General features: G+C 71.8%; 15 protein-coding genes. 12 read left to right on the top strand and 3 right to left on the bottom strand.

Annotation, left to right across the window (positions count from 1 at the left end):
• The first annotated feature begins 190 nt into the window (after nt 1–190).
• The 3 genes from ACZ6S0_RS13695 to ACZ6S0_RS13685 all read left to right on the top strand — a co-directional run bounded on the left by ACZ6S0_RS13695 (nt 191) and on the right by ACZ6S0_RS13685 (nt 5311).
• Nucleotides 191–1753 (top strand): chitinase, encoded by a 1563-nt coding sequence (locus ACZ6S0_RS13695; protein ID WP_465916172.1) that lies wholly within the window; start codon nt 191–193, stop codon nt 1751–1753.
• Entirely contained in the window at nt 1750–3429 is a 1680-nt protein-coding gene (locus ACZ6S0_RS13690; RefSeq protein ID WP_465916170.1) for a carbohydrate-binding protein, read from the top strand. The genes ACZ6S0_RS13695 and ACZ6S0_RS13690 overlap by 4 nt, the downstream gene beginning before the upstream one ends.
• A gap of 79 nt (nt 3430–3508) precedes the next feature.
• The gene (locus ACZ6S0_RS13685; RefSeq protein ID WP_465916168.1) at nt 3509–5311 is read left to right on the top strand and encodes a chitinase; all 1803 of its coding nucleotides are present in this window, start codon (nt 3509–3511) and stop codon (nt 5309–5311) included.
• On the opposite strand, the gene ACZ6S0_RS13680 is transcribed toward ACZ6S0_RS13685, so the two are convergent.
• Complete coding sequence (locus ACZ6S0_RS13680) at nt 5304–6881, bottom strand: molybdopterin-dependent oxidoreductase (RefSeq protein WP_465916166.1); 1578 nt, start codon at nt 6879–6881, stop codon at nt 5304–5306. The two genes, ACZ6S0_RS13685 and ACZ6S0_RS13680, sit on opposite strands and share 8 nt — an antisense overlap.
• Nucleotides 6882–6998: 117 nt before the next feature.
• Here ACZ6S0_RS13680 and ACZ6S0_RS13675 point away from each other — a divergent pair, with 117 nt between their 5' ends.
• Nucleotides 6999–8384 carry a hypothetical protein gene (locus ACZ6S0_RS13675; protein ID WP_465916164.1) on the top strand — a complete coding sequence of 462 codons (1386 nt, stop codon included), beginning with the start codon at nt 6999–7001 and terminating at the stop codon, nt 8382–8384.
• On the opposite strand, the gene erm is transcribed toward ACZ6S0_RS13675, so the two are convergent.
• Nucleotides 8373–9119 (bottom strand): ErmE/ErmH/ErmO/ErmR family 23S rRNA (adenine(2058)-N(6))-methyltransferase, encoded by a 747-nt coding sequence (erm, locus tag ACZ6S0_RS13670; RefSeq protein ID WP_465917854.1) that lies wholly within the window; start codon nt 9117–9119, stop codon nt 8373–8375. The two genes, ACZ6S0_RS13675 and erm, sit on opposite strands and share 12 nt — an antisense overlap.
• Nucleotides 9120–9492: 373 nt before the next feature.
• On the opposite strand from erm, the gene ACZ6S0_RS13665 reads away from it, so the two are divergent.
• The 8 genes from ACZ6S0_RS13665 to ACZ6S0_RS13630 all read left to right on the top strand — a co-directional run bounded on the left by ACZ6S0_RS13665 (nt 9493) and on the right by ACZ6S0_RS13630 (nt 16934).
• The gene (locus ACZ6S0_RS13665; RefSeq protein ID WP_344895517.1) at nt 9493–10170 is read left to right on the top strand and encodes a response regulator transcription factor; all 678 of its coding nucleotides are present in this window, start codon (nt 9493–9495) and stop codon (nt 10168–10170) included.
• A complete protein-coding gene (locus ACZ6S0_RS13660) occupies nt 10167–11615 on the top strand; it encodes a sensor histidine kinase (protein ID WP_465916163.1) in 1449 nt (482 codons plus the stop codon). The genes ACZ6S0_RS13665 and ACZ6S0_RS13660 overlap by 4 nt, the downstream gene beginning before the upstream one ends.
• Nucleotides 11616–11638: 23 nt before the next feature.
• Nucleotides 11639–12181 carry a hypothetical protein gene (locus tag ACZ6S0_RS13655; protein ID WP_465916161.1) on the top strand — a complete coding sequence of 181 codons (543 nt, stop codon included), beginning with the start codon at nt 11639–11641 and terminating at the stop codon, nt 12179–12181.
• Entirely contained in the window at nt 12178–13269 is a 1092-nt protein-coding gene (locus ACZ6S0_RS13650; protein WP_465916159.1) for a peptidoglycan-binding protein, read from the top strand. Before ACZ6S0_RS13655 ends, ACZ6S0_RS13650 begins: the two co-directional genes overlap by 4 nt.
• The gene (locus ACZ6S0_RS13645; RefSeq protein ID WP_465917853.1) at nt 13269–13955 is read left to right on the top strand and encodes an ABC transporter ATP-binding protein; all 687 of its coding nucleotides are present in this window, start codon (nt 13269–13271) and stop codon (nt 13953–13955) included. The genes ACZ6S0_RS13650 and ACZ6S0_RS13645 overlap by 1 nt, the downstream gene beginning before the upstream one ends.
• Nucleotides 13952–15148 carry an ABC transporter permease gene (locus ACZ6S0_RS13640; RefSeq protein WP_465916158.1) on the top strand — a complete coding sequence of 399 codons (1197 nt, stop codon included), beginning with the start codon at nt 13952–13954 and terminating at the stop codon, nt 15146–15148. Before ACZ6S0_RS13645 ends, ACZ6S0_RS13640 begins: the two co-directional genes overlap by 4 nt.
• Before the next feature lie 97 nt (nt 15149–15245).
• Nucleotides 15246–16118, top strand: a complete 873-nt coding sequence (locus ACZ6S0_RS13635) for a hypothetical protein (protein WP_465916156.1) — start codon at nt 15246–15248, stop codon at nt 16116–16118.
• A 78-nt stretch (nt 16119–16196) separates the two neighbouring features.
• A complete protein-coding gene (locus ACZ6S0_RS13630) occupies nt 16197–16934 on the top strand; it encodes a DUF6597 domain-containing transcriptional factor (RefSeq protein WP_465916153.1) in 738 nt (245 codons plus the stop codon).
• On the opposite strand, the gene ACZ6S0_RS13625 is transcribed toward ACZ6S0_RS13630, so the two are convergent.
• On the bottom strand, nt 16914–17918 hold the full coding sequence (locus tag ACZ6S0_RS13625) for an AI-2E family transporter (RefSeq protein ID WP_465916151.1): 1005 nt from the start codon (nt 17916–17918) through the stop codon (nt 16914–16916). The genes ACZ6S0_RS13630 and ACZ6S0_RS13625 overlap by 21 nt on opposite strands.
• Nucleotides 17919–18396 lie beyond the last annotated feature (478 nt).

The raw sequence follows: 18396 nt of genomic DNA, 5'->3' as shown, positions 1-18396 counted from the left end.
GGAAACTTTCCTAAAAGTAATCTTCAGTCACACAGAACCTGACTTTCTCTGCAAGGTTCCCCTCTCACACCGGTCCGCGCCGACATCCCCCAAAGGCCCGCGTTTCACCTCCGCGGGCCGTGCCGTACGGCTTGCGCTCTCACCCCCCGGTGCAAGCCGTACGGCACGCACACCCCCCAAAGGAAGACCCGTGAGACTACGCGCGATTCTCCTGGTGCTCGCGACCCTCGCACTCGCCCTCCAGTCCCTGCCCGCCCAGGCCGCGGCGGCCACCGCGACCTTCGCCAAGGTCGCCGACTGGGGCTCCGGCTTCGAGGGCAGGGTCACGGTCACCAACTCCACCACCGCCCCCATGCCCTCCTGGAACGTGCAGTTCGACGTGCCGACCGGCTTCAGCATCCCCTCCGCCTGGGACGCCGTCATGACGCGGAGCGGCCAGCACTACACCTTCACCCCTCCGACCTGGGCCTCCCCGCTCGCCCCCGGAGCCAGCGTGAGCTTCGGCTTCAACGGCGCCCCCGGCAACTTCCCCGGCATCACCGGCTGCACCCTGAACGGGGCCTCCTGCGGCGGCGGCTCCACACCAGGCGTGCCCGGCGCCCCCGGAGCCGTCAGCGCCACCTCGACCGGCAACGCCATCACCCTCACCTGGGGCGCGTCGAGCGGCACGGTGACCGGCTACCGCGTCTACGAGGGCAGCGCCGTCAGGGCCACGGTCACCGGCACCACGGCGACCGTCGGCGGGCTCGGCTCCTGCGAGACCCACACCTACACGGTCAAGGCGTACAACGCCCAGGGCGAGTCCCCCGGCCAGGACGCCACCGCCACGACCACCGGCTGCACCGGCGGCGGGACCCTGCCCAGGCACTTCCTCACCGGCTACTGGCACAACTTCGTCAACCCCGCCGTCGAGCTCAAGCTCTCGGCCGTGCCCGACGAGTACGACCTGGTCGCGATCGCGTTCGGCGAGGCCACGGCCAACCCCGGCGAGGTCGTCTTCGCCGTCGACCCGGGGCTCGCCACGGCCGTCGGCGGCTACACCGACGCCCAGTTCAGAGCCGACGTGCAGGCCCTGCACCAGCGCGGCAAGAAGGTGATCCTGTCAGTCGGCGGCGAGGCCGGCCGCGTGCAGGTCGCCAGCGCCGCGGCGGCCACCAGGTTCGCCGACACCGTGTACGCGCTCATGCAGAGCTACGGCTTCGACGGCGTGGACATCGACCTGGAGAACGGCCTCAACGCCACCTACATGGCCCAGGCGCTCAGGTCACTGCGCGCCAAGGCCGGCGCCGACCTGATCATCACCATGGCCCCGCAGACCATCGACATGCAGTCGACCGGGATGGAGTACTTCAAGCTCGCCCTGTCCATCAAGGACATCCTTACCGTCGTCCACACGCAGTTCTACAACTCCGGCTCCATGCTCGGCTGCGACCAGGCACAGGCGTACGCGCAGGGCTCGGTCAACTTCATGACCGCGCTGGCCTGCATCCAACTCGAGAACGGCCTGCGCCCCGACCAGGTGGCGCTGGGCCTGCCCGCGGGGCCGGGCGCCGCGGGCGGCGGCGTCGTCGCGCCCTCCCTCGTCAACCAGGCGCTCGACTGCCTGGCCAAGCGCACCAGTTGCGGGACCTTCGTGCCGCCGCGCGCCTACCCGGACATCCGGGGCGTGATGACCTGGTCCATCAACTGGGACGCGAGCAACAACTGGTCGTTCTCCAAGACCGTCAAGCCCCACCTCCAGGGAATGCCATGAGACTTCGCAGCGGACTCACCGCTCTGGCGGCCGGCCTGGCCCTCGCACTGACCGGCGCGGGCCTCGGCGCCGCCGCCCCCGCCGCGCACGGCGCGGTCCAGCAGATGGCCGCCGCCTGGGCGCCGTGGACCGCGTACACCATCGGGACGGTCGTCACCTACAACGGCGTCGACTACGTGTGCCTGCAGGCGCACACCTCCCAGCCCGGCTGGGAGCCGTCGAACGTGCCCGCGCTCTGGAAGGTCAACAGCGGCGGCGCCGACACCACGGCCCCGTCGGTGCCCGGCGAACTCCGCTCGACCGGCGTCACCTCCAGCAGCGTCTCCCTGGCCTGGAACGCCTCCACCGACAACGTGGGCGTCACCGGCTACAACGTCTACCGCGGCGGGACCCTCGTGACGACGGTCACCGGGACGACCCACACCGACAGCGGCCGGGCGGCCAACACCAGCTACACCTACACCGTCAGGGCCCGCGACGCGGCCGGCAACCTGTCGGGCGACAGCAACTCCGTCACGGCCACCACCTCCGGCGGCACCGGCGCGCCCGGCCAGCCGGGAACCGTCACCGCGTCGGTCACCAACTCCAGCATCGCGCTGAGCTGGGGTGCCTCCAGCGGCACCGTGACCGGCTACCGCGTGTACGAGGGCACCGCCCAGCGGGCCCAGGTCACCGGCACCAGCGCCACCGTCTCGGGGCTCGGCGCGTGCGCCACGCACACGTACACGATCAGGGCGTACAACTCGGCGGGTGAGTCGGCCGGCCGGGACGTCACCGCCACCACCTCGGGCTGCGGCAGCACCACCAAGATGCCCGGCGCGCCCTACCTCTACATGGGCTGGGGCAACCCGCCGAACCCGGGCACGGTCATGGACGCGACCGGAGTGCGGTCGTTCACGATGGCGTTCATCCTGTCCAGCGGCGGCTGCACGCCCGCCTGGGACGGCAACCGGCCGCTGACCGGCGGCGCCGACCAGCAGGCGATCAACACGATCAAGTCGAAGGGCGGCAGCGTCCAGATCTCCTTCGGGGGCTGGTCTGGCAACAAGCTCGGCCCCAACTGCGCCACTCCGCAGGCGTTCGCGGGCGCGGTGCAGCAGGTCATCAACGCCGTCGGCCCTGCCGTCGTGGACTTCGACATCGAGAACACCGACGAGTTCGAGAACTACACCGTCCAGGACCGCATCCTGAACGCGCTGAAGATCGTCAAGCAGAACAACCCCAACGTCAAGGTCGTCGTCACCTTCGGCACCACGCGGACCGGCCCGAACGCCCACGGCATCCGGCTCATCAACCAGGCCAGGGCGCTCGCCGTGCCGATCGACAACTTCACGATCATGCCGTTCGACTTCGGCGGCTCCAACATGTACCAGGACACCGTCAACGCCTCCGAGGGCCTGAAGAACGCGCTGAAGACCGCCTACGGCTGGACCGACGCCGAGGCGTACGCCCACATGGGCATCTCCGGCATGAACGGCCTGTCCGACCAGCAGGAGCTGACCTCGCCCGGCACCTGGACCCAGATCCGCGACTGGGCCAACGCCAGAGGGCTGACCAGGCTCGCCTACTGGGCCGTCAACCGCGACCGCCCCTGCCCGGGCGGCGGCGTGACCTCCAACTGCAGCGGCATCGCCCAGGCCGACTGGGAGTTCACCCGTATCACCGCGGGCTTCTGACCCGCGGCCCGCTCTCATCACCCGGCCCGCCTCCGTCGAACGGGGGCGGGCCGCTCTCCCCGCGAGCGTGAGGAAGCTCATGAAACTCCGAGGATCGGCGGTCGTGCTCGCCACCGCGCTGATCGCCCTGCCCACCGCCCTGCCCGCCGCCCCGGCCGCGGCCGCCAACATCCTGGCCAACCCCGGCTTCGAGTCGGGCCTGAGCGGATGGACGTGCTCCGGCGCGCAGGCCGTCTCCTCCCCGGTGCACGGGGGAACGGGGGCGCTGCGCGCGACCCCGCAGGGCAACGACCTGGCCAGGTGCCAGCAGGTCGTCACCGTCCAGCCGGGTACGACGTACCAGCTCTCGGCCTGGGTGCAGGGCACGTACGTCTTCCTGGGCGCCACCGGGACCGGCGTCAACGCCAGCACCTGGGGCTCGCCCGGCGCCACCTGGAGCCAACTCGGCACGTCCTTCACCACCGGCGCCTCGACCACGTCGGTGACCGTCCACCTCAACGGCTGGTACGGCCAGGGCGCCTACACGGCCGACGACGTGGTGCTCGACGGCCCGGGCGGCACCCCCGACACCCAGGCGCCGACCGTGCCCGGCACCCCGTCCGTCGGCGGCGCCACGTCGTCGTCCCTGTCCGTCACCTGGCCCGCCTCGACCGACAACGTGGGCGTCACCCGCTACGAGGTCTCCCGCGACGGCGGCGCCCCCGTCTCCGTGACCGGGACCAGCCACCTGGCGGGCGGCCTGACCGCCTCGACCACGTACCGCTTCAAGGTCCGCGCCTGCGACGCCGCGGGCAACTGCTCGGCCTACACCCCCGAGGCGAGCGGCACCACGACCACCGGCGGCGGTGGCGACGGCGGGCTGCCCAAGCGGGTGCTCGTCGGCTACCTGCACGCGTCGTTCGCCAACGGCTCCGGATACATCAAGATGAGCGACGTGCCCGGCGAGTGGGACGTCATCAACCTCGCCTTCGGCGAGCCCACCTCCGTCACCTCGGGCGACATCCGCTTCAGCCAGTGCCCGGCCGCGGAGTGCCCCGGCGTCGAGTCCGAGGCCGACTTCATCGCCGCGATCAGGGCCAAGCAGGCCCAGGGCAAGAAGGTGCTCATCTCGATCGGCGGCCAGAACGGCCAGGTGCAGCTCACCACCACGGCGGCCCGCGACAAGTTCGTGCAGTCGGTCGCCGCGATCATCGACAAGTACGGACTCAACGGCCTCGACATCGACTTCGAGGGCCACTCCCTCTACCTCAACCCCGGCGACACCAACCTCGCCAACCCCACCACCCCGGTCATCGTCAACCTGATCTCGGCGCTCAAGACGCTCAAGAGCCGCTACGGCGCCGCGTTCACGCTGACCATGGCCCCCGAGACGTTCTTCGTGCAGCTCGGCTACCAGTTCTACGGCCCTGGCCCGAACGGCACGGCCGACAACCGCAGCGCCTCCTACCTGCCGGTCATCCACGCCATGCGCGACGACCTGACCCTGCTCCACGTGCAGGACTACAACTCGGGGCCGATCATGGGCCTCGACGGCCAGTACCACACGATGGGCGGGCACGACTTCCACGTGGCCATGACCGACATGCTGCTCGCCGGTTTCCCGATCATGGGCAACCCGGCCAACGTGTTCCCGCCGCTGCGCCAGGAGCAGGTGGCCATCGGGCTGCCCGCCTCTCCCAACGCGGCCAACGGGTTCACCAGCATCGCCGAGGTGCAGAAGGCGTTCGACTGCCTGGCCAAGGGGAGCAACTGCGGGTCGTACAAGCCGCGCGGGGTCTACCCCAACCTGCGCGGCCTGATGAGCTGGTCGATCAACTGGGACCGGTACAACGGGCAGGACTTCTCCCGCAACCACCGGGCCTACCTGAACGCGCTCAACTGAACCGGACCAACTGCGTGGGCTTGAGCGGGATGCCCAGGCCCGGCGGACGGTAGACGGGCAGCGCCTCGCCGTACTCGTGCATCCAGGCGTGGTCCACCAGCAGCCGCATCCGCTCAGCCCGCGGCGTCCCGCCCGGCTCCGCCGGGGCCGTACGACCGGCCAGCCTGGTCACGGCCCCGGCCACCAGGTCAGGGTCGGGCGGCGACAGGTCGCAGTGCTCGTCCGGCCCGATGAGCAGGTCGACGTCCGGCGGCAGCGGGTAGATCGGCCGCGGCAGCGCCAGCACGCGCGGCGGCGGCGCCATCGGCCAGCCGCCGGCCACCGCCTCCAGCAGCACCGAGCGCGACGTCCGGCGCGCGAACAGCCCCTCGGCCAGCGCCCAGCTCAGCGCCCCCACGTCGGCCAGGTCCTCACCACAGGCGTGCAGGCACAGGTACGGCACCAGCGGGATCCCCTCCCCGCCCGCCTGCGCCCACCCGCCGCCGCACCCGGTCAGCACGAGCAGGGCCAGCATCGCCCGGTAGGCGGTGTCGGCGTGCGGCGTCTCCAGCCGCCCCGGCACGATCACGCACCGCCCGCCGGTCTTCTCGGCCGTCACCCCCAGCTCGCGGGCCGTCTTCAGCGCCCGCGACGCGGCCACCCCCGTGTACGCCTCCTGCCACCCCGGCGTGTACGGCTCACCCCGGTCCTCGTACCCCTCGGGCCACCGGCCGGGCAGCCCGGGACGCGCCACCCCGTAGACGGCCATCAGCAGGTCGAACACCGTCGTCACCAGCTCGTCGCCGTCCCGCAGCACGGGCACGCCCCGCCGCAGCACCCCCGGCCCGTCGTCGAAGCGCGGCAGCAGCACCTCCACCGCCTCGCCGCCGTACACGCTGAGCCGCCCGAAGGCCCCGCCTGTCAGCCCGCCCGGCACGTACCCGTCACCGCGCTCGCGCAGTCGCACCAGGTACGGCAGGTCCGTACGCTCCATGGCGTGCTCGTCGAACGGGGTCCGGTCGAGGAAGAACTCCTTGAGCAGCACGTGCCCCATGGCCATGGCCAGCGCCCCGTCCGTGCCCGGCCGGACCACGAGCGTCTCGTCCGACAGCCGCGTCGGATGCGTACCGATCGCGACCACCTTCTGCCCCTTGTACCGTCCGGCGATCACCCAGGGCGTGTCGGCGGTGCGGACCAGCCGGTTGTTCTCCCCCCACAGCAGCACGTACGCCGCCCGCGCCCAGTCGTCGGCCCGCGGCCCGGCGAAGCGCGGTCCCAGCACCTGCTCCGTCGCGCACGGATGCTCGGTCAGCACCGCGCCGCCGAGCCCGCCCACCAGCCGCGACAGCGGCGAGGTCGCCAGCGCCGCCACCCGCTCGGCCCCGTGCCTGGCCGAGGTGTCCACGATCGCCGCCGCGGCCAGCTCCGCCGCCGTCTCGTCGTCCAGCGGCACCCGCCGCTCACCTCGGGCGCGGCGGTATTCCTGTGAGTTCCCTGTGAGTTTCGCCCAGGCCGCGACCGGGTCGCGCAACCCATCCCTCACTTCGAAGTAGAGCCTGATCAGTGCCTGGTTGACCTGCGATCCCCCCATGGAAAAAGTTCAACACAGACGGTGATGTCGTATCGGGATACGTGTCGGCATGTCGGGGATAAGAATGCCAAGCCCTGGTGGCAGCACTGCTCAGGTTGCGGCAGGCTAGAGGCCGCCATGGATTACGCCTTTCTCACGGGGATCGTCCTCGTCGCCGGTGTCGTGCTCGCCCTCGTCGCGCAATGGCGCGACTGGCGGCCCCCTCTTGTCGTCGCCATCGTCGTGGGCGTCGCCGTCCGCGTGCTCATCATGTACACCTCGGCGATCGACTCCTGGCAGCCCGTCGACTTCATGGAGAGCTTCAAACCCGCGGGCGAGGCCGTCCTGCGGGGCGAGGACCCCGTGCTGGCCAGCGAGGGCGGCTGGCACTTCCTGCCGACCATCCCCTACGTCTACGGCATCCTGCTGTGGCTGGGCATCCCGTGGGAATACGCCGGCCGCCTGGTCACCGTGGTCGCCGACATCGTGCTCATCCCGCTGGTGGCCAAGCTCGCCGGCGGCCCCAAGGCGTCCCTGCGCGCCCTGCAGTACGCGCTCAACCCGCTCGCCGTGCTCATCGCCTCCGTGCACGGCCAGGTGGAGCCGGTCGCGCTGGTGTTCGGCGTGGCCGCGTTCGTGGTCGCCCGCGGCCCCGGCGACCCCGACCGGCCCGGCATGGTCACCGACGTGGTCGCCAGGGTCCGCGAGGGGCTGGCGGCCCACGGCGTACGCGCCGCCGTCCCGCGCGTCGTCGGGCGCGGCGGCCTGCTGCACCGCGCGCTCCTGCCCGGCCCCGACGACCGCGCCGACCTGCGGCGGGGCGCGCTGGCCGGCCTGCTCATGGGCCTGGCCCTGTGCGCCAAGAGCTGGCCGATCTGGCTGATCCCCGGCATGCTGCTGCTCCTGCCCAACCTGCGCTCCCGCGTGGCCGCCCTGTTCACCACCGGCGTGGTGCCGCTGTTCTTCCTGGTGACGCTGCCGGTCTTCGCGGGCACCTCGCTCGACCAGATCCCGGCGGTCATCGACACCATTCGCGACATCCGGCCCATCGTCGGCGAGTGGGGCTGGACCCCGTGGTTCACCGGCGGAGACTGGTCGCTGGAGCCGGGGCTGGCCTCGTTCGGCACCAACCTCATCTACGCCAGCGTCCTCGGCGTCATCTTCTGGTGGCGGCGGGCCGACCCGATCGACCTGACCACGGCGATCCTGCTCGTGTTCATGGTGATGACGCCCCGGCTCGGCGCCCAGTACCTGCTGTGGTTCATGCCGTTCCTGGTGGCCCGGCCCACCCGGTTCGCCTGGCCGGCCATCCTGGGCGTCTGCCTGTGGTCGGGCTACGGCTACCTCTACATGACGCAGTTCGACGTCAACACCTGGTGGCTGCAGCACTCGTACTGGTCGCGGGCCTCGATCGTGCTGCTGCCGATCCTGGCGCTGGCCATGCCGTGGGGCCGCCGCGTCGCGACGGCCCCGGCCCTGGCTCCTTCCCTGCCTGCGCCGGCCAAGGTCAGGTCACCGGCATAGGCGCCCCCACAACGTGACCCACTGGTCGGGGTGGACGTGGCCCACGACGGTGTCGCGGGCCACCCCGGCCGCCTCCAGCGCGGCGTCCACGCCGTCGTAGCGGGTCTTCAGCGAGGCGCGCACCGAGCCGCCCACCCCGCCGAAGCCCAGCCCGACCAGCTCCAGGTACGAGCGGCGGCCGGTCACCAGCGGCTGCGGCCTGCGCTCGACGCGCAGGATCGCCGAGTCGACCGACGGCACCGGACGGAAGCTCTCCCTGCCGACCGAGTCGCCCAGCCGCCAGGAGAACCACGGCCACGACTCCACCGTGACCAGGCTCCACCGGCCGTAGTCGCCGGAGCGCTTGCGGGCGTACTCCCGCTGCGTGAGCAGCGTCGCCGAGGTCAGGGCCGGCGCCCGCAGGCACCAGTCGACGATCTTCGACGTGATCGAGTAGGGGATGTTCCCCACCACCGCGAACGGCTCGCGCGGCGCCCGCGCCTGCGTGAAGTCACCCCTGACCACCTCGATCCTGGGATCGCTGCGCGTCCGGGAGGCCAGCCGCCCGGCGAGCCTCGGGTCGATCTCGTAGCCGACCACCGTGGCGCCCGCCTCGGCCAGCGCCAGGGTGAGCACCCCCTCCCCGGGGCCGGGCTCCAGAACGAGCCCCTCCGGAGCGGCGGCCTTGATCATCAGCTCGACGGCCTGCCGATCCACCAGGAAGTTCTGCGACAGCGTGCGCCGCGCCCGATCGATGGGCGTGCGACCGCCGCCGGCGCTCTGCCTGGCCTTCTTCTGAGTGTGTGAATAGTTTCCGTGCGCGAGATTCTTCGCCACAGCACTGCCCTTCCGGGTCCTCGAGATCGAACGGGTCTCGAAGGGCCCTGGGCACGCGTGCGGGCGCTCAGCCTCAGGTCTGCCTCAGGCAGCCTGAGGTATGCCTCAGGTCTGCGTCTTCGGCGTCATCGCGTCCGCAGGCGGGCCAGAGCCCCGCCGCGGCGGATGCGGATGTAGAACGGGCAGCAGCACATGGATGACATGCGAGTCACTGTAGGCAGCGGCTCGGCGGGCGGGCAACGCAATAAACGCTTTGAGCGGGCATTGAACTGGCTCGGGTAAACCTTCAGGCATGGACCGACCAGCCAGGGTGCTCGTCGTGGACGACGAGCCCAACATCCGCGCCCTCCTCTCGCAGACCCTGCGACTGGTCTCGTTCGAGGTCCGGACGGCGGAGACGGGCGCCGAGGCGGTGACGGCCGCCAGGGAGTTCAAGCCCGACATCGTGGTGCTCGACGTGATGCTGGCGGACTTCGACGGGTTCGAGGTGGCCAGGCGGCTCGGCGAGCGCGTCCCCGTGCTGTTCCTGACCGCCCGCGACCGCGTCGAGGACCGCGTACGCGGCCTCACCCTCGGGGCCGACGACTACGTGGCCAAGCCGTTCAGCCTGGAGGAGGTGGTGCTGCGCATCCGCGCGATCTTGCGGCGCAGCCGTACCCCGCCGGAGAACGACGTCCTGAGCTACGCCGACCTCGAACTGGACCCGCACGCCCACGAGGTACGCAGGGCCGGAGTGCCGATCGACCTGTCGCCCACCGAGTTCAACCTCCTCGAATACCTGATGACCAACGCGGGCCGGGTGGTCAGCAAGGCGCAGATCCTCGACAGCGTCTGGCGCTACGACTTCGACGGCGACTCCAGCATCGTCGAGTCGTACGTCTACTACCTGCGCAAGAAGATCGACACGTTCGAGCCGCAGCTCATCCACACCGTGCGCGGCGTCGGCTACACCCTGAGGACCCCGCGATGAGACCCGCCTCCTGGACCCTGCGCGCCCGCCTGGTGATGGCCGTGCTCGGGCTGGCCGCGCTCGCCCTCGTGATCACCAACGTGGTCAGCGTCACGCTGCTGCGCGACCACCTGGTCGGCCGCGTGGACGAGCAGCTCGACGCCATCGCCGTGGCCGCCGACGTCAAGCCCGTCCCCCTGCTCGTCGAGCGGCCGCAGGGGGTGGGCGGGCTGGCCGCGCTGGTGACCAAGCGCGTCGCACAGGTCCAGCAGATCCTGGTCTACGACCCCGACGGCACGCTCCTGATCCGCGCGCCCGAGGCCAAGAACCAGCCGACCCCGGTCATCGACCGGCCCAGGGCCGCCGACACCCCCTACACCGTGCCGGGCACCGACGGGGCCGGCTGGCGCGTCCGCGGCGTCCAGTTGGACAGCGGCGAGATCGTGGTCGTCGCGCAGTCGCTGGCCGAGGTGGAGCAGGCCCAGCGGTCGGCCAGCGTCATCGCCTTCGCGGCCGGCGCGTTCGCGCTGCTCCTGCTCGGGCTGGCGGCCGGCTTCGTGGTACGGCTCGGCCTGCGCCCTCTGACCAGGATGGAGGCCACCGCAGGACAGATAGCCCGCGGCGACCTCGCGCTGCGGGTGCACGCCGAGAACCCGCGCACCGAGCCAGGCCGCCTGGCCACGGCCATGAACGTGATGCTCGACCGCCTCCAGTCCGAGATCGCCGCGAGGACCGACTCCGAGGCCCGCATGCGGCGCTTCCTCGCCGACGCCTCCCACGAGCTGCGCACCCCGCTCACCTCCGTACGCGGCTTCGCCGAGCTGCACCGCAGGGGCGGCGACACCGGCGAGGCCATGAGCCGGATCGAGCACGAGGCGGCCAGGATGGGCGTGCTCGTCAACGACCTGCTCACCCTCGCCCAGCTCGACGAGGAGCGCCCGCTCGACCGCCACCCGGTGGACCTGCTGGAGGTGGCCGCAGACACGATCCGCGACGCCCGCGTCCGGGTGCCCGACCGGCCGATCAGGCTGACGGGGCTCGGTGACCGGCTCGCCCCCGTCTCGGTCGTCGGCGACGACGCGCGCCTGCGGCAGGTGGCCGCCAACCTCGTCGGCAACGCCCTGTGCCACACGCCCCCCGAGGCGTCCGTCACGGTCAGGGTCGGCACACGCGACGGCCTGGGCGTGCTGGAGGTCGCCGACACCGGGCCAGGCGTGCCGCCCGAGCACGTGCCGCGCGTCTTCGACCGCCTCTACCGCGTCAGCCGGGGCAGGTCCAGGGCCGACGGCGGCACCGGGCTGGGCCTGGCCATCGTCTCCGCCATCGTGCGCGCCCACGGCGGCCGGGTCGAGCTGGACACCGCGCCCGGCCGGGGCGCCACTTTTCGCGTGCTCCTCCCCGGCACGCGGCGCTCCGACGCAGGGGAGCTTCCACCTGACTCCGAGGCGGCTCCCAGCTCACATTGAACGGCGCCGACCACATTCGGGGCATGAGACGGACACCTATCACCACGACCCTGCCCGCCGCCTTGGCCATCCTGGCCGCGTTGGCCGGATGCGGCGGCACGCAGGCCGGCACCGGAGTCGCCTCCGTGACCGCGGCCGCGGGCCCGCCCTCCGCGAGCGCCTCCTCCTCCGGCTCGCCCACCGCCAACCCCCAGGAACAGGGCAGGAAGTTCGCCCAGTGCATGCGAGAGCAGGGCGTCCCCATGGACGACCCCGACCCCGACGGCAGCGGCGGCCTCAACGTGATCGGCGAGGGCGTCGACAAGAACAAAGTGCGCAAAGCCCTCGAGACCTGCGGGGAGCACGCCCCCTACGCGGACCGCAAGCAGCTCGACCCCCGGCAGATCGACCAGCTCCGCGAGTTCGCCAAGTGCATGCGGGACAACGGCGTGGACATGCCCGACCCCAACGCCGACGGCACGTTCCCCGGCGGCACCGGGAGCGCGCTCACGGGTGAGTCCCCCGGGCTCAAGAAGGCGCTCGAGGCGTGCCGCGCGAAGTCCCCCGGAAACGGGGTGGCCAAGTGACCGAGGCCGAGCAGACCCGCCCGGCCCCGCGCGCCCTGCCGCCGCGCCGGCGGCGTCCGCTGAGGCTGCTGGCCTGGACCGGCGGCGTCGCGCTGCTCGCCGCCGCGGTCGCGGCCGCCGCCGTGGGCTTCGGCGGTGACGGCACGGGCACGGCCCTCGCCGGCCGCACCCCGCCCGCCACCGCCGCCGTGACCCGTACGACGCTCACCGCCACCAAGACCGTGGACGGCACCCTCGGCTACGGCACCGCCTCCACCGTCGCGGGCAGGACCCAGGGCACGATCACCTGGCTCCCGGCCGAGGGCGCCACCATCACCCGCGGCCACGCCGTCTACAGCGTGGACGCCGACCGCCGCCCCCTCCTGTACGGCACCATGCCCCTCTACCGCACCCTCCAGGACGGCGCCGAGGGCAAGGACGTCGAACTCCTCGAACGCAACCTGGACCGGCTCGGCTACACCGGCTTCGACGTGGACGACCGGTTCACCTGGGCCACCAGGGAGGCCGTCGAGGACTGGCAGGAGGACCTCGGCCTCGACGTGACCGGCACGGTCCGGCCCGGCGACGTCGTCGTGGCCGACGGCCGCCTCCGCGTCGCCGAACTCAAGAAGGCCCTCGGCGACCCCGCCACCGGCCCGGTGCTCACCGCCACCGGCACCACCCGCGAGGTGCTCGTCGCCCTCGACGTGGCGGACGAGCACCTGGTCAGGAAGGGCATGAAGGCCGACGTCGAACTGCCCGACGGCACCACGGTCAAGGGCGAGGTCACCGGCGTCGGCACGGTCGCCACCGAGGCCGCCGGCGGCGACGACACCACCACCACGGTCGAGGTACGGGTGTCGGTGAGCGGGCTCGACAAGTCGTACGACGCCGCCCCCGTGGACGTCACCATCGTCTCCGAGCGCCGCGAGAACGTCCTGGCCGTGCCCGTCGGAGCGCTGCTCGCCCTGGCCGAGGGCGGGTACGGCGTCCAGGTCGTGGAGGGCTCGGCCACCCGTTACGTGGCGGTCGAGACCGGCCTGTTCGCCGACGGCAAGGTGGAGGTCGAAGGCGTCCAGGAGGGCGTGACCGTGGCGGTGCCCACGTGATCGCCGAACTCCGCGACGTGACCAAGCGGTACGGCGACGTCGCCGCGCTGAGCGGCGTCTCCCTGGGCATCGACCACGGCGAGCTGGTCGGCATCGTCGGCCCGTCCGGCTCGGGCAAGTCGACCATGCTCAACATGCTCGGCACCCTCGACCGCCCCTCCGGCGGCACCGTCCGCATCGCCGGGCACGACGTGCTCTCCCTCACCGACCGGCAGCTCTCCGCCCTGCGCGCGAACGTCATCGGCTTCGTCTTCCAGCAGTTCCACCTGGCCGCCGGAGTGCCCGCGCTGGACAACGTGGCCGACGGGCTCCTGTACGCGGGAGCGTCACCGCGCGAGCGGCGGCTGCGCGCGTACGACGCGCTGGAACGGGTGGGGCTCGGGCACCGGCTCCGCCACCGCCCGCACGAGCTGTCCGGCGGCGAACGCCAGCGCGTCGCCATCGCCCGCGCCGTCGTCGGCGACCCGCGGCTGCTGCTGGCCGACGAGCCCACCGGCAACCTCGACTCCCACTCGGGAGCCGGGGTGATGGAGCTGCTGCGCGAGCTGAACGCGGGCGGCACCACCGTGGTCGTCATCACCCACGACCGCGACATCGCGGCCTCGCTGCCCCGCCAGGTCGAGATGCTCGACGGCCGCGTCGTACCGGACGCACGGGTGGGGCTCGCGGAGGGAACGCGCTCATGACGGTCCTCACCCCCGCCCGCCTGCGCCCCCGCGACGTGCTTAGAGTCGGCGGGTCCGGCCTGCGCGCCCGGCCGCTGCGCGTGTTCCTCTCCGCCCTGGGGATCGCCATCGGCATCGCCGCCATGCTCGGCGTCGTCGGCATCTCGGCCTCCAGCCAGGAGGACCTCAACCGCCGGCTCGCCGCGCTCGGCACCAACCTGCTGAGGGTGTCGCCGGGGCAGAGCCTGTTCGGCGCGGCGTCGCACCTGCCCGCCGAGGCCGAGGGCATGATCGGACAGATCGCCCCCGTCACCGAGGTCACCGCCACCGGCGCCACCCAGGCCAGGATCTACCGCAACGACCACGTCTCCGAGGCCGAGACGGGCAGCATCTCCGTCACCGCCGCCCGCCTCGACCTGCTCCAGGACGTCGGCGCCACCGTCGTCAGCGGCGCCTGGCTGAACCCGGCCACCCACGGCTACCCGGCCACCGTGCTCGGGGCCAAGGCGGCCGACCGGCTCGGCGTCGTCCGTGCGGGCCCCGACCAGCGCGTCTGGCTGGGCGGGCAGTGGTTCACCGTCGTCGGCGTGCTCGCCCCGGCGGACCTGGCCCCAGAACTCGACACCGCGGCCCTGGTCGGGTGGCCGGTCGCCGAGGAACGGCTCGGCTTCGACGGGTACGCCACCACCATCTACACCCGGGCGCGGGAGGCGTTCGTCGTCGAGGTCCGCGACGTGCTGGCCGCCACCGCCAACCCGGAGAAGCCCAACGAGGTGGAGGTCTCCAGGCCCTCCGACGTGCTGGCCGCCAAGCAGGCCACCGACGCCACGCTCAACGCCCTCCTGCTCGGGCTCGGCGGCGTCGCGCTGCTGGTCGGCGGCGTGGGCGTGGCCAACACGATGGTCATCTCGGTCCTGGAGCGCCGCGCGGAGATCGGGCTGCGCCGCTCTCTGGGGGCCACGCGCGGGCAGATCCGCCTGCAGTTCCTCGCCGAGTCGCTGCTGCTGTCGGCCGTCGGCGGGGTGGGCGGCGTGCTGCTCGGCATCGGCGTCACGGGCGCGTACGCGAGCCTGCAGGGCTGGCCGGCGATCGTACCGGTGTGGGCCATGCTGGGCGGCGTGCTGGCCACGCTCGTCATCGGCGGGCTCGCGGGCTTCTACCCGGCCGTACGGGCCGCGCGGATGCCGCCGACCGAGGCCCTGGCCGTGCCCTGAGGCGACCTGAACGCGTCCGATTGTTGCAAGCGGACCCTCCGGGCGAGCCGATAGCTTCACCGTCACAAACCGGATGCGCCTTGGGGAAGGACCGCCTGTGGAGGGACACACTGACGTGGACGTGCTCGACCGGGCCGAGCGGTATCTGCACCGCCACGGACGGCTGATCGACCGGCTGCGCTTCGAGGCGCTCTTCAGGGGCGGCCCCCGCGAACGCGTGCTCGACGCGCTGCGCTGCTACCAGAACTCGGACGGCGGCTACGGCAACGCCCTCGAACCCGACCTGCGCGGCTCGGCGAGCCAGCCGCAGCCGGTGGAGGTGGCGTTCTGGATCCTGGACGAACTGGACGCGTTCGACTCTCCGATGGTGGCCGCCGCCTGCGACTACCTCGTCTCCATCACCACACCGGACGGGGGCGTGCCGTTCGTCCTGCCCTCCGTCCGTGACACGTTGCGCGCCCCCTGGTGGCGGACGGACGACGACCCGCCTGGCAACCTCAACCCCACCGGGCCCATCGCCGGGCTGCTGCACAAGCACGGCGTCGCCCATCCCTGGCTGGCCGCCGCCACGGAGTTCTGCTGGTCGCGGCTCGCCACGCTGAAGGAGCACGACCCGTACCAGGCGCGGGCGGCGGTGACGTTCCTGAGCCACGTGCCCGACAGGGAGCGCGCGCGGGCCGAGTTCGCCCGGCTGAGCGAGACCCTTCTCGGCGCGGTCGCCTTCGACCTGGACGCGCCAGGACACGTGCACTTCCCGCTGGACCTCGCGCCCGAGCCCGCCCGGCTGCCGCTGTTCACCCAGGACGTGTTGGACACCCACCTCGACGCGCTGCTCGCCGCGCAGTCGGCCGACGGTGGATGGGGCGGGAACTGGGAGATGTGGACGCCGGTCGTCGTGCACGAATGGGGCGGCCACGTCACCGTGGAACGCCTCAAGACGCTGCGCGCGTACGGCCGCCTGCCGGGGTGACCCCCGGTCTCCCGGGACCCCCGGGGCCTCCCACGTGGGGCCGAGGGTTCTGTCGGGGGCCTGACGTACGGTGGAGGCATGTACGTGGAACGGCCTCCCGCTCCCGGCCTCGCCGGCCGCCTCACCTGCGGCTGGCTACGGACCAGCGAGGTCGGGTTCACCCAGCTCGTGGTGCCCGACGCGTGCGTCGACCTCGTCTGGGGCGCGGCCGGCCCGCTCGTGGCCGGTCCCGACACGGGGCCCATGCCCGCGTCGATCAAGGCAGGAGAGACCATGGCCGGCCTGCGGTTCAGTCCCGGCGCGGTGGGCTCCTTCTTCGGCGTGCCACTCGACGAGCTGCGCGACCGCCGCGTCCCCCTGTCCGAGCTGCCCGGCTGGCACGGCCGGCTCTCGCGGCTCACGAGCCTCGCCGAAGCCGTCGGGCACGGGGTCGCGCAGGCGGAGGCGCGGCTGCGCGCCCTGGAGGCCATGGCCGTGCGCCGCCTGGCCGCCGAGCCTGACGGGGTCGACACCGCCGCGTCCGCCATCGCCGCGGCCCTGGGCCAGGGCCGGTCCGTGGCCGAGGCGGCCTGGGCGCTCGGCTACAGCGAGCGCCAGTTGCAGCGCCGCAGCGTGACCTCGTTCGGCTACGGGCCGAAGACCCTGCAGCGCATCGTCCGCTTCCAGCGCGCGCTGCGACTGGCCCGCGCCGGTCGCCCGCTCGCGGAGGTGGCGGTCACGGCCGGCTACGCCGACCAGGCCCACCTCGCCAACGACGTCAAGCGCCTGAGCGGCGTCCGGATGAGCCACCTGGTGTCACCTCCGGGTGCCGGGTAGCTTCCCGGAAACCAGCGCCTGCGCCCACGTCGCACTCGGATCGCTGTCGATCAGCAGGGCCCGCGTCAGCAGGCTCAGCGGAATGGCGAGAATCGCGCCCAGCGGCCCCAGCACGGACGTCCAGACAATCAGCGAGATGAACGTCATCGTCGTCGAGAGCCCGACCGCGTCGCCCAGGAATTTGGGCAGGATGAACGACTGGGTGACGACATTGATGACGATGTACGCGGCGATGACGAGCAGCATCGTCTGCACTCCGCCGTCCAGCAGGGCCAGCATCGCGGGCGGCAGGAGACTGATGACGAAACCGATATTGGGAATGTAATTGGCGATGAGCGCCAGCACGCCCCACAGCAACGGCAGCGGCACCTGCAGCAGCGTCAGCGCGATCATGTCGAGCACCGCGCTGATCAGACCGAAAACCGTGGAGACGATCAAATAGCGCCGGGTTTTGTGCGCGAACGTGGCCAGCGCCGTCACCAGTTGCCGATTCCCGTTGGCGGTGGTGAGTATTCTCGCGGTGACGGGCGCGTCGAGCGACATCGCCAGCAGCAGCACGACGACGAGGAAAAGCGCCGTCAGAATGCCGATCACGCTGCCGAGCAACGTCTGCACCAATTCGAGCACCCGTCCAGGGTCGAACGCCTGCAGCCCCTTTTCGAGCGCGTCGTTGCTGATCCCGTGCGTGGTGGCCCAGTGCTGCGCGTCGGTGAGCAGCCGCTGGAACTGGGTGTTGTACGTGGGCAGCAGCGTGGCCAACTGGGTGCCCGAGATGGTGAGGATGGCCACCATGCCCAGCAGCACGAGCACGACGATGAGGAACGGCGCGGCGACCTGGAGCCAGGTGGGCGCGTGCCTGGCGTTGAGCCAGCCGCGTACCGGGGAGACCGCGATGACGAGCACGAGCGCCAGCACGACGGGGCCCGCGATGGACGCGACCTCGCGGAGGCCGAAGAGCACGACCATCGCCGCGGCGATGCCCACCAGGAGGACGAGCGCCCGGGGCACGGATTGATCTCGCACGCCTCCGTATCTACCCCTGGGGCAGGGGTGAACCGTCGATTTGACGGTTCCGGGGGGCGTACATAGAGTTCAGCAGTCCCGCGAGGGCGGCGTTGATCGCCGGTCTCGCTCGGGGGCGATCTCCAGACACACCACCGTGACCGCGGTGAGACGTACGCGTCCGCTCGGTTCGGCTGGTAAGTTAGAGGGGTTGTCTCCGAAAGGGGGCGGGCTTAATTTCTGCAGGTTGTGCGAGTCGGGTCAATTTGACAGAGACTTGAACGGCTGAAAGACTTGAGTCACAACAGAAAGTGAACGGGAAGAGCGCCTCCGGGCTGGGTCTGCTGAATGTGGGTCTTGTCTGGGTGTTCGCGTCCGTTTCTTGAGAACTCAACAGTGTGTCAAAAAGCCAGTGCATGATGCACAACCCCGTCTTTTTTGGACGGATTCCTTTGGTTGA

It is taken from the genome of Nonomuraea sp. NPDC051298 (assembly GCF_055586305.1).
The sequence above is the reverse complement of the archived record's forward strand: the minus strand, read 5'-3'. Positions and strand labels throughout refer to the sequence as shown.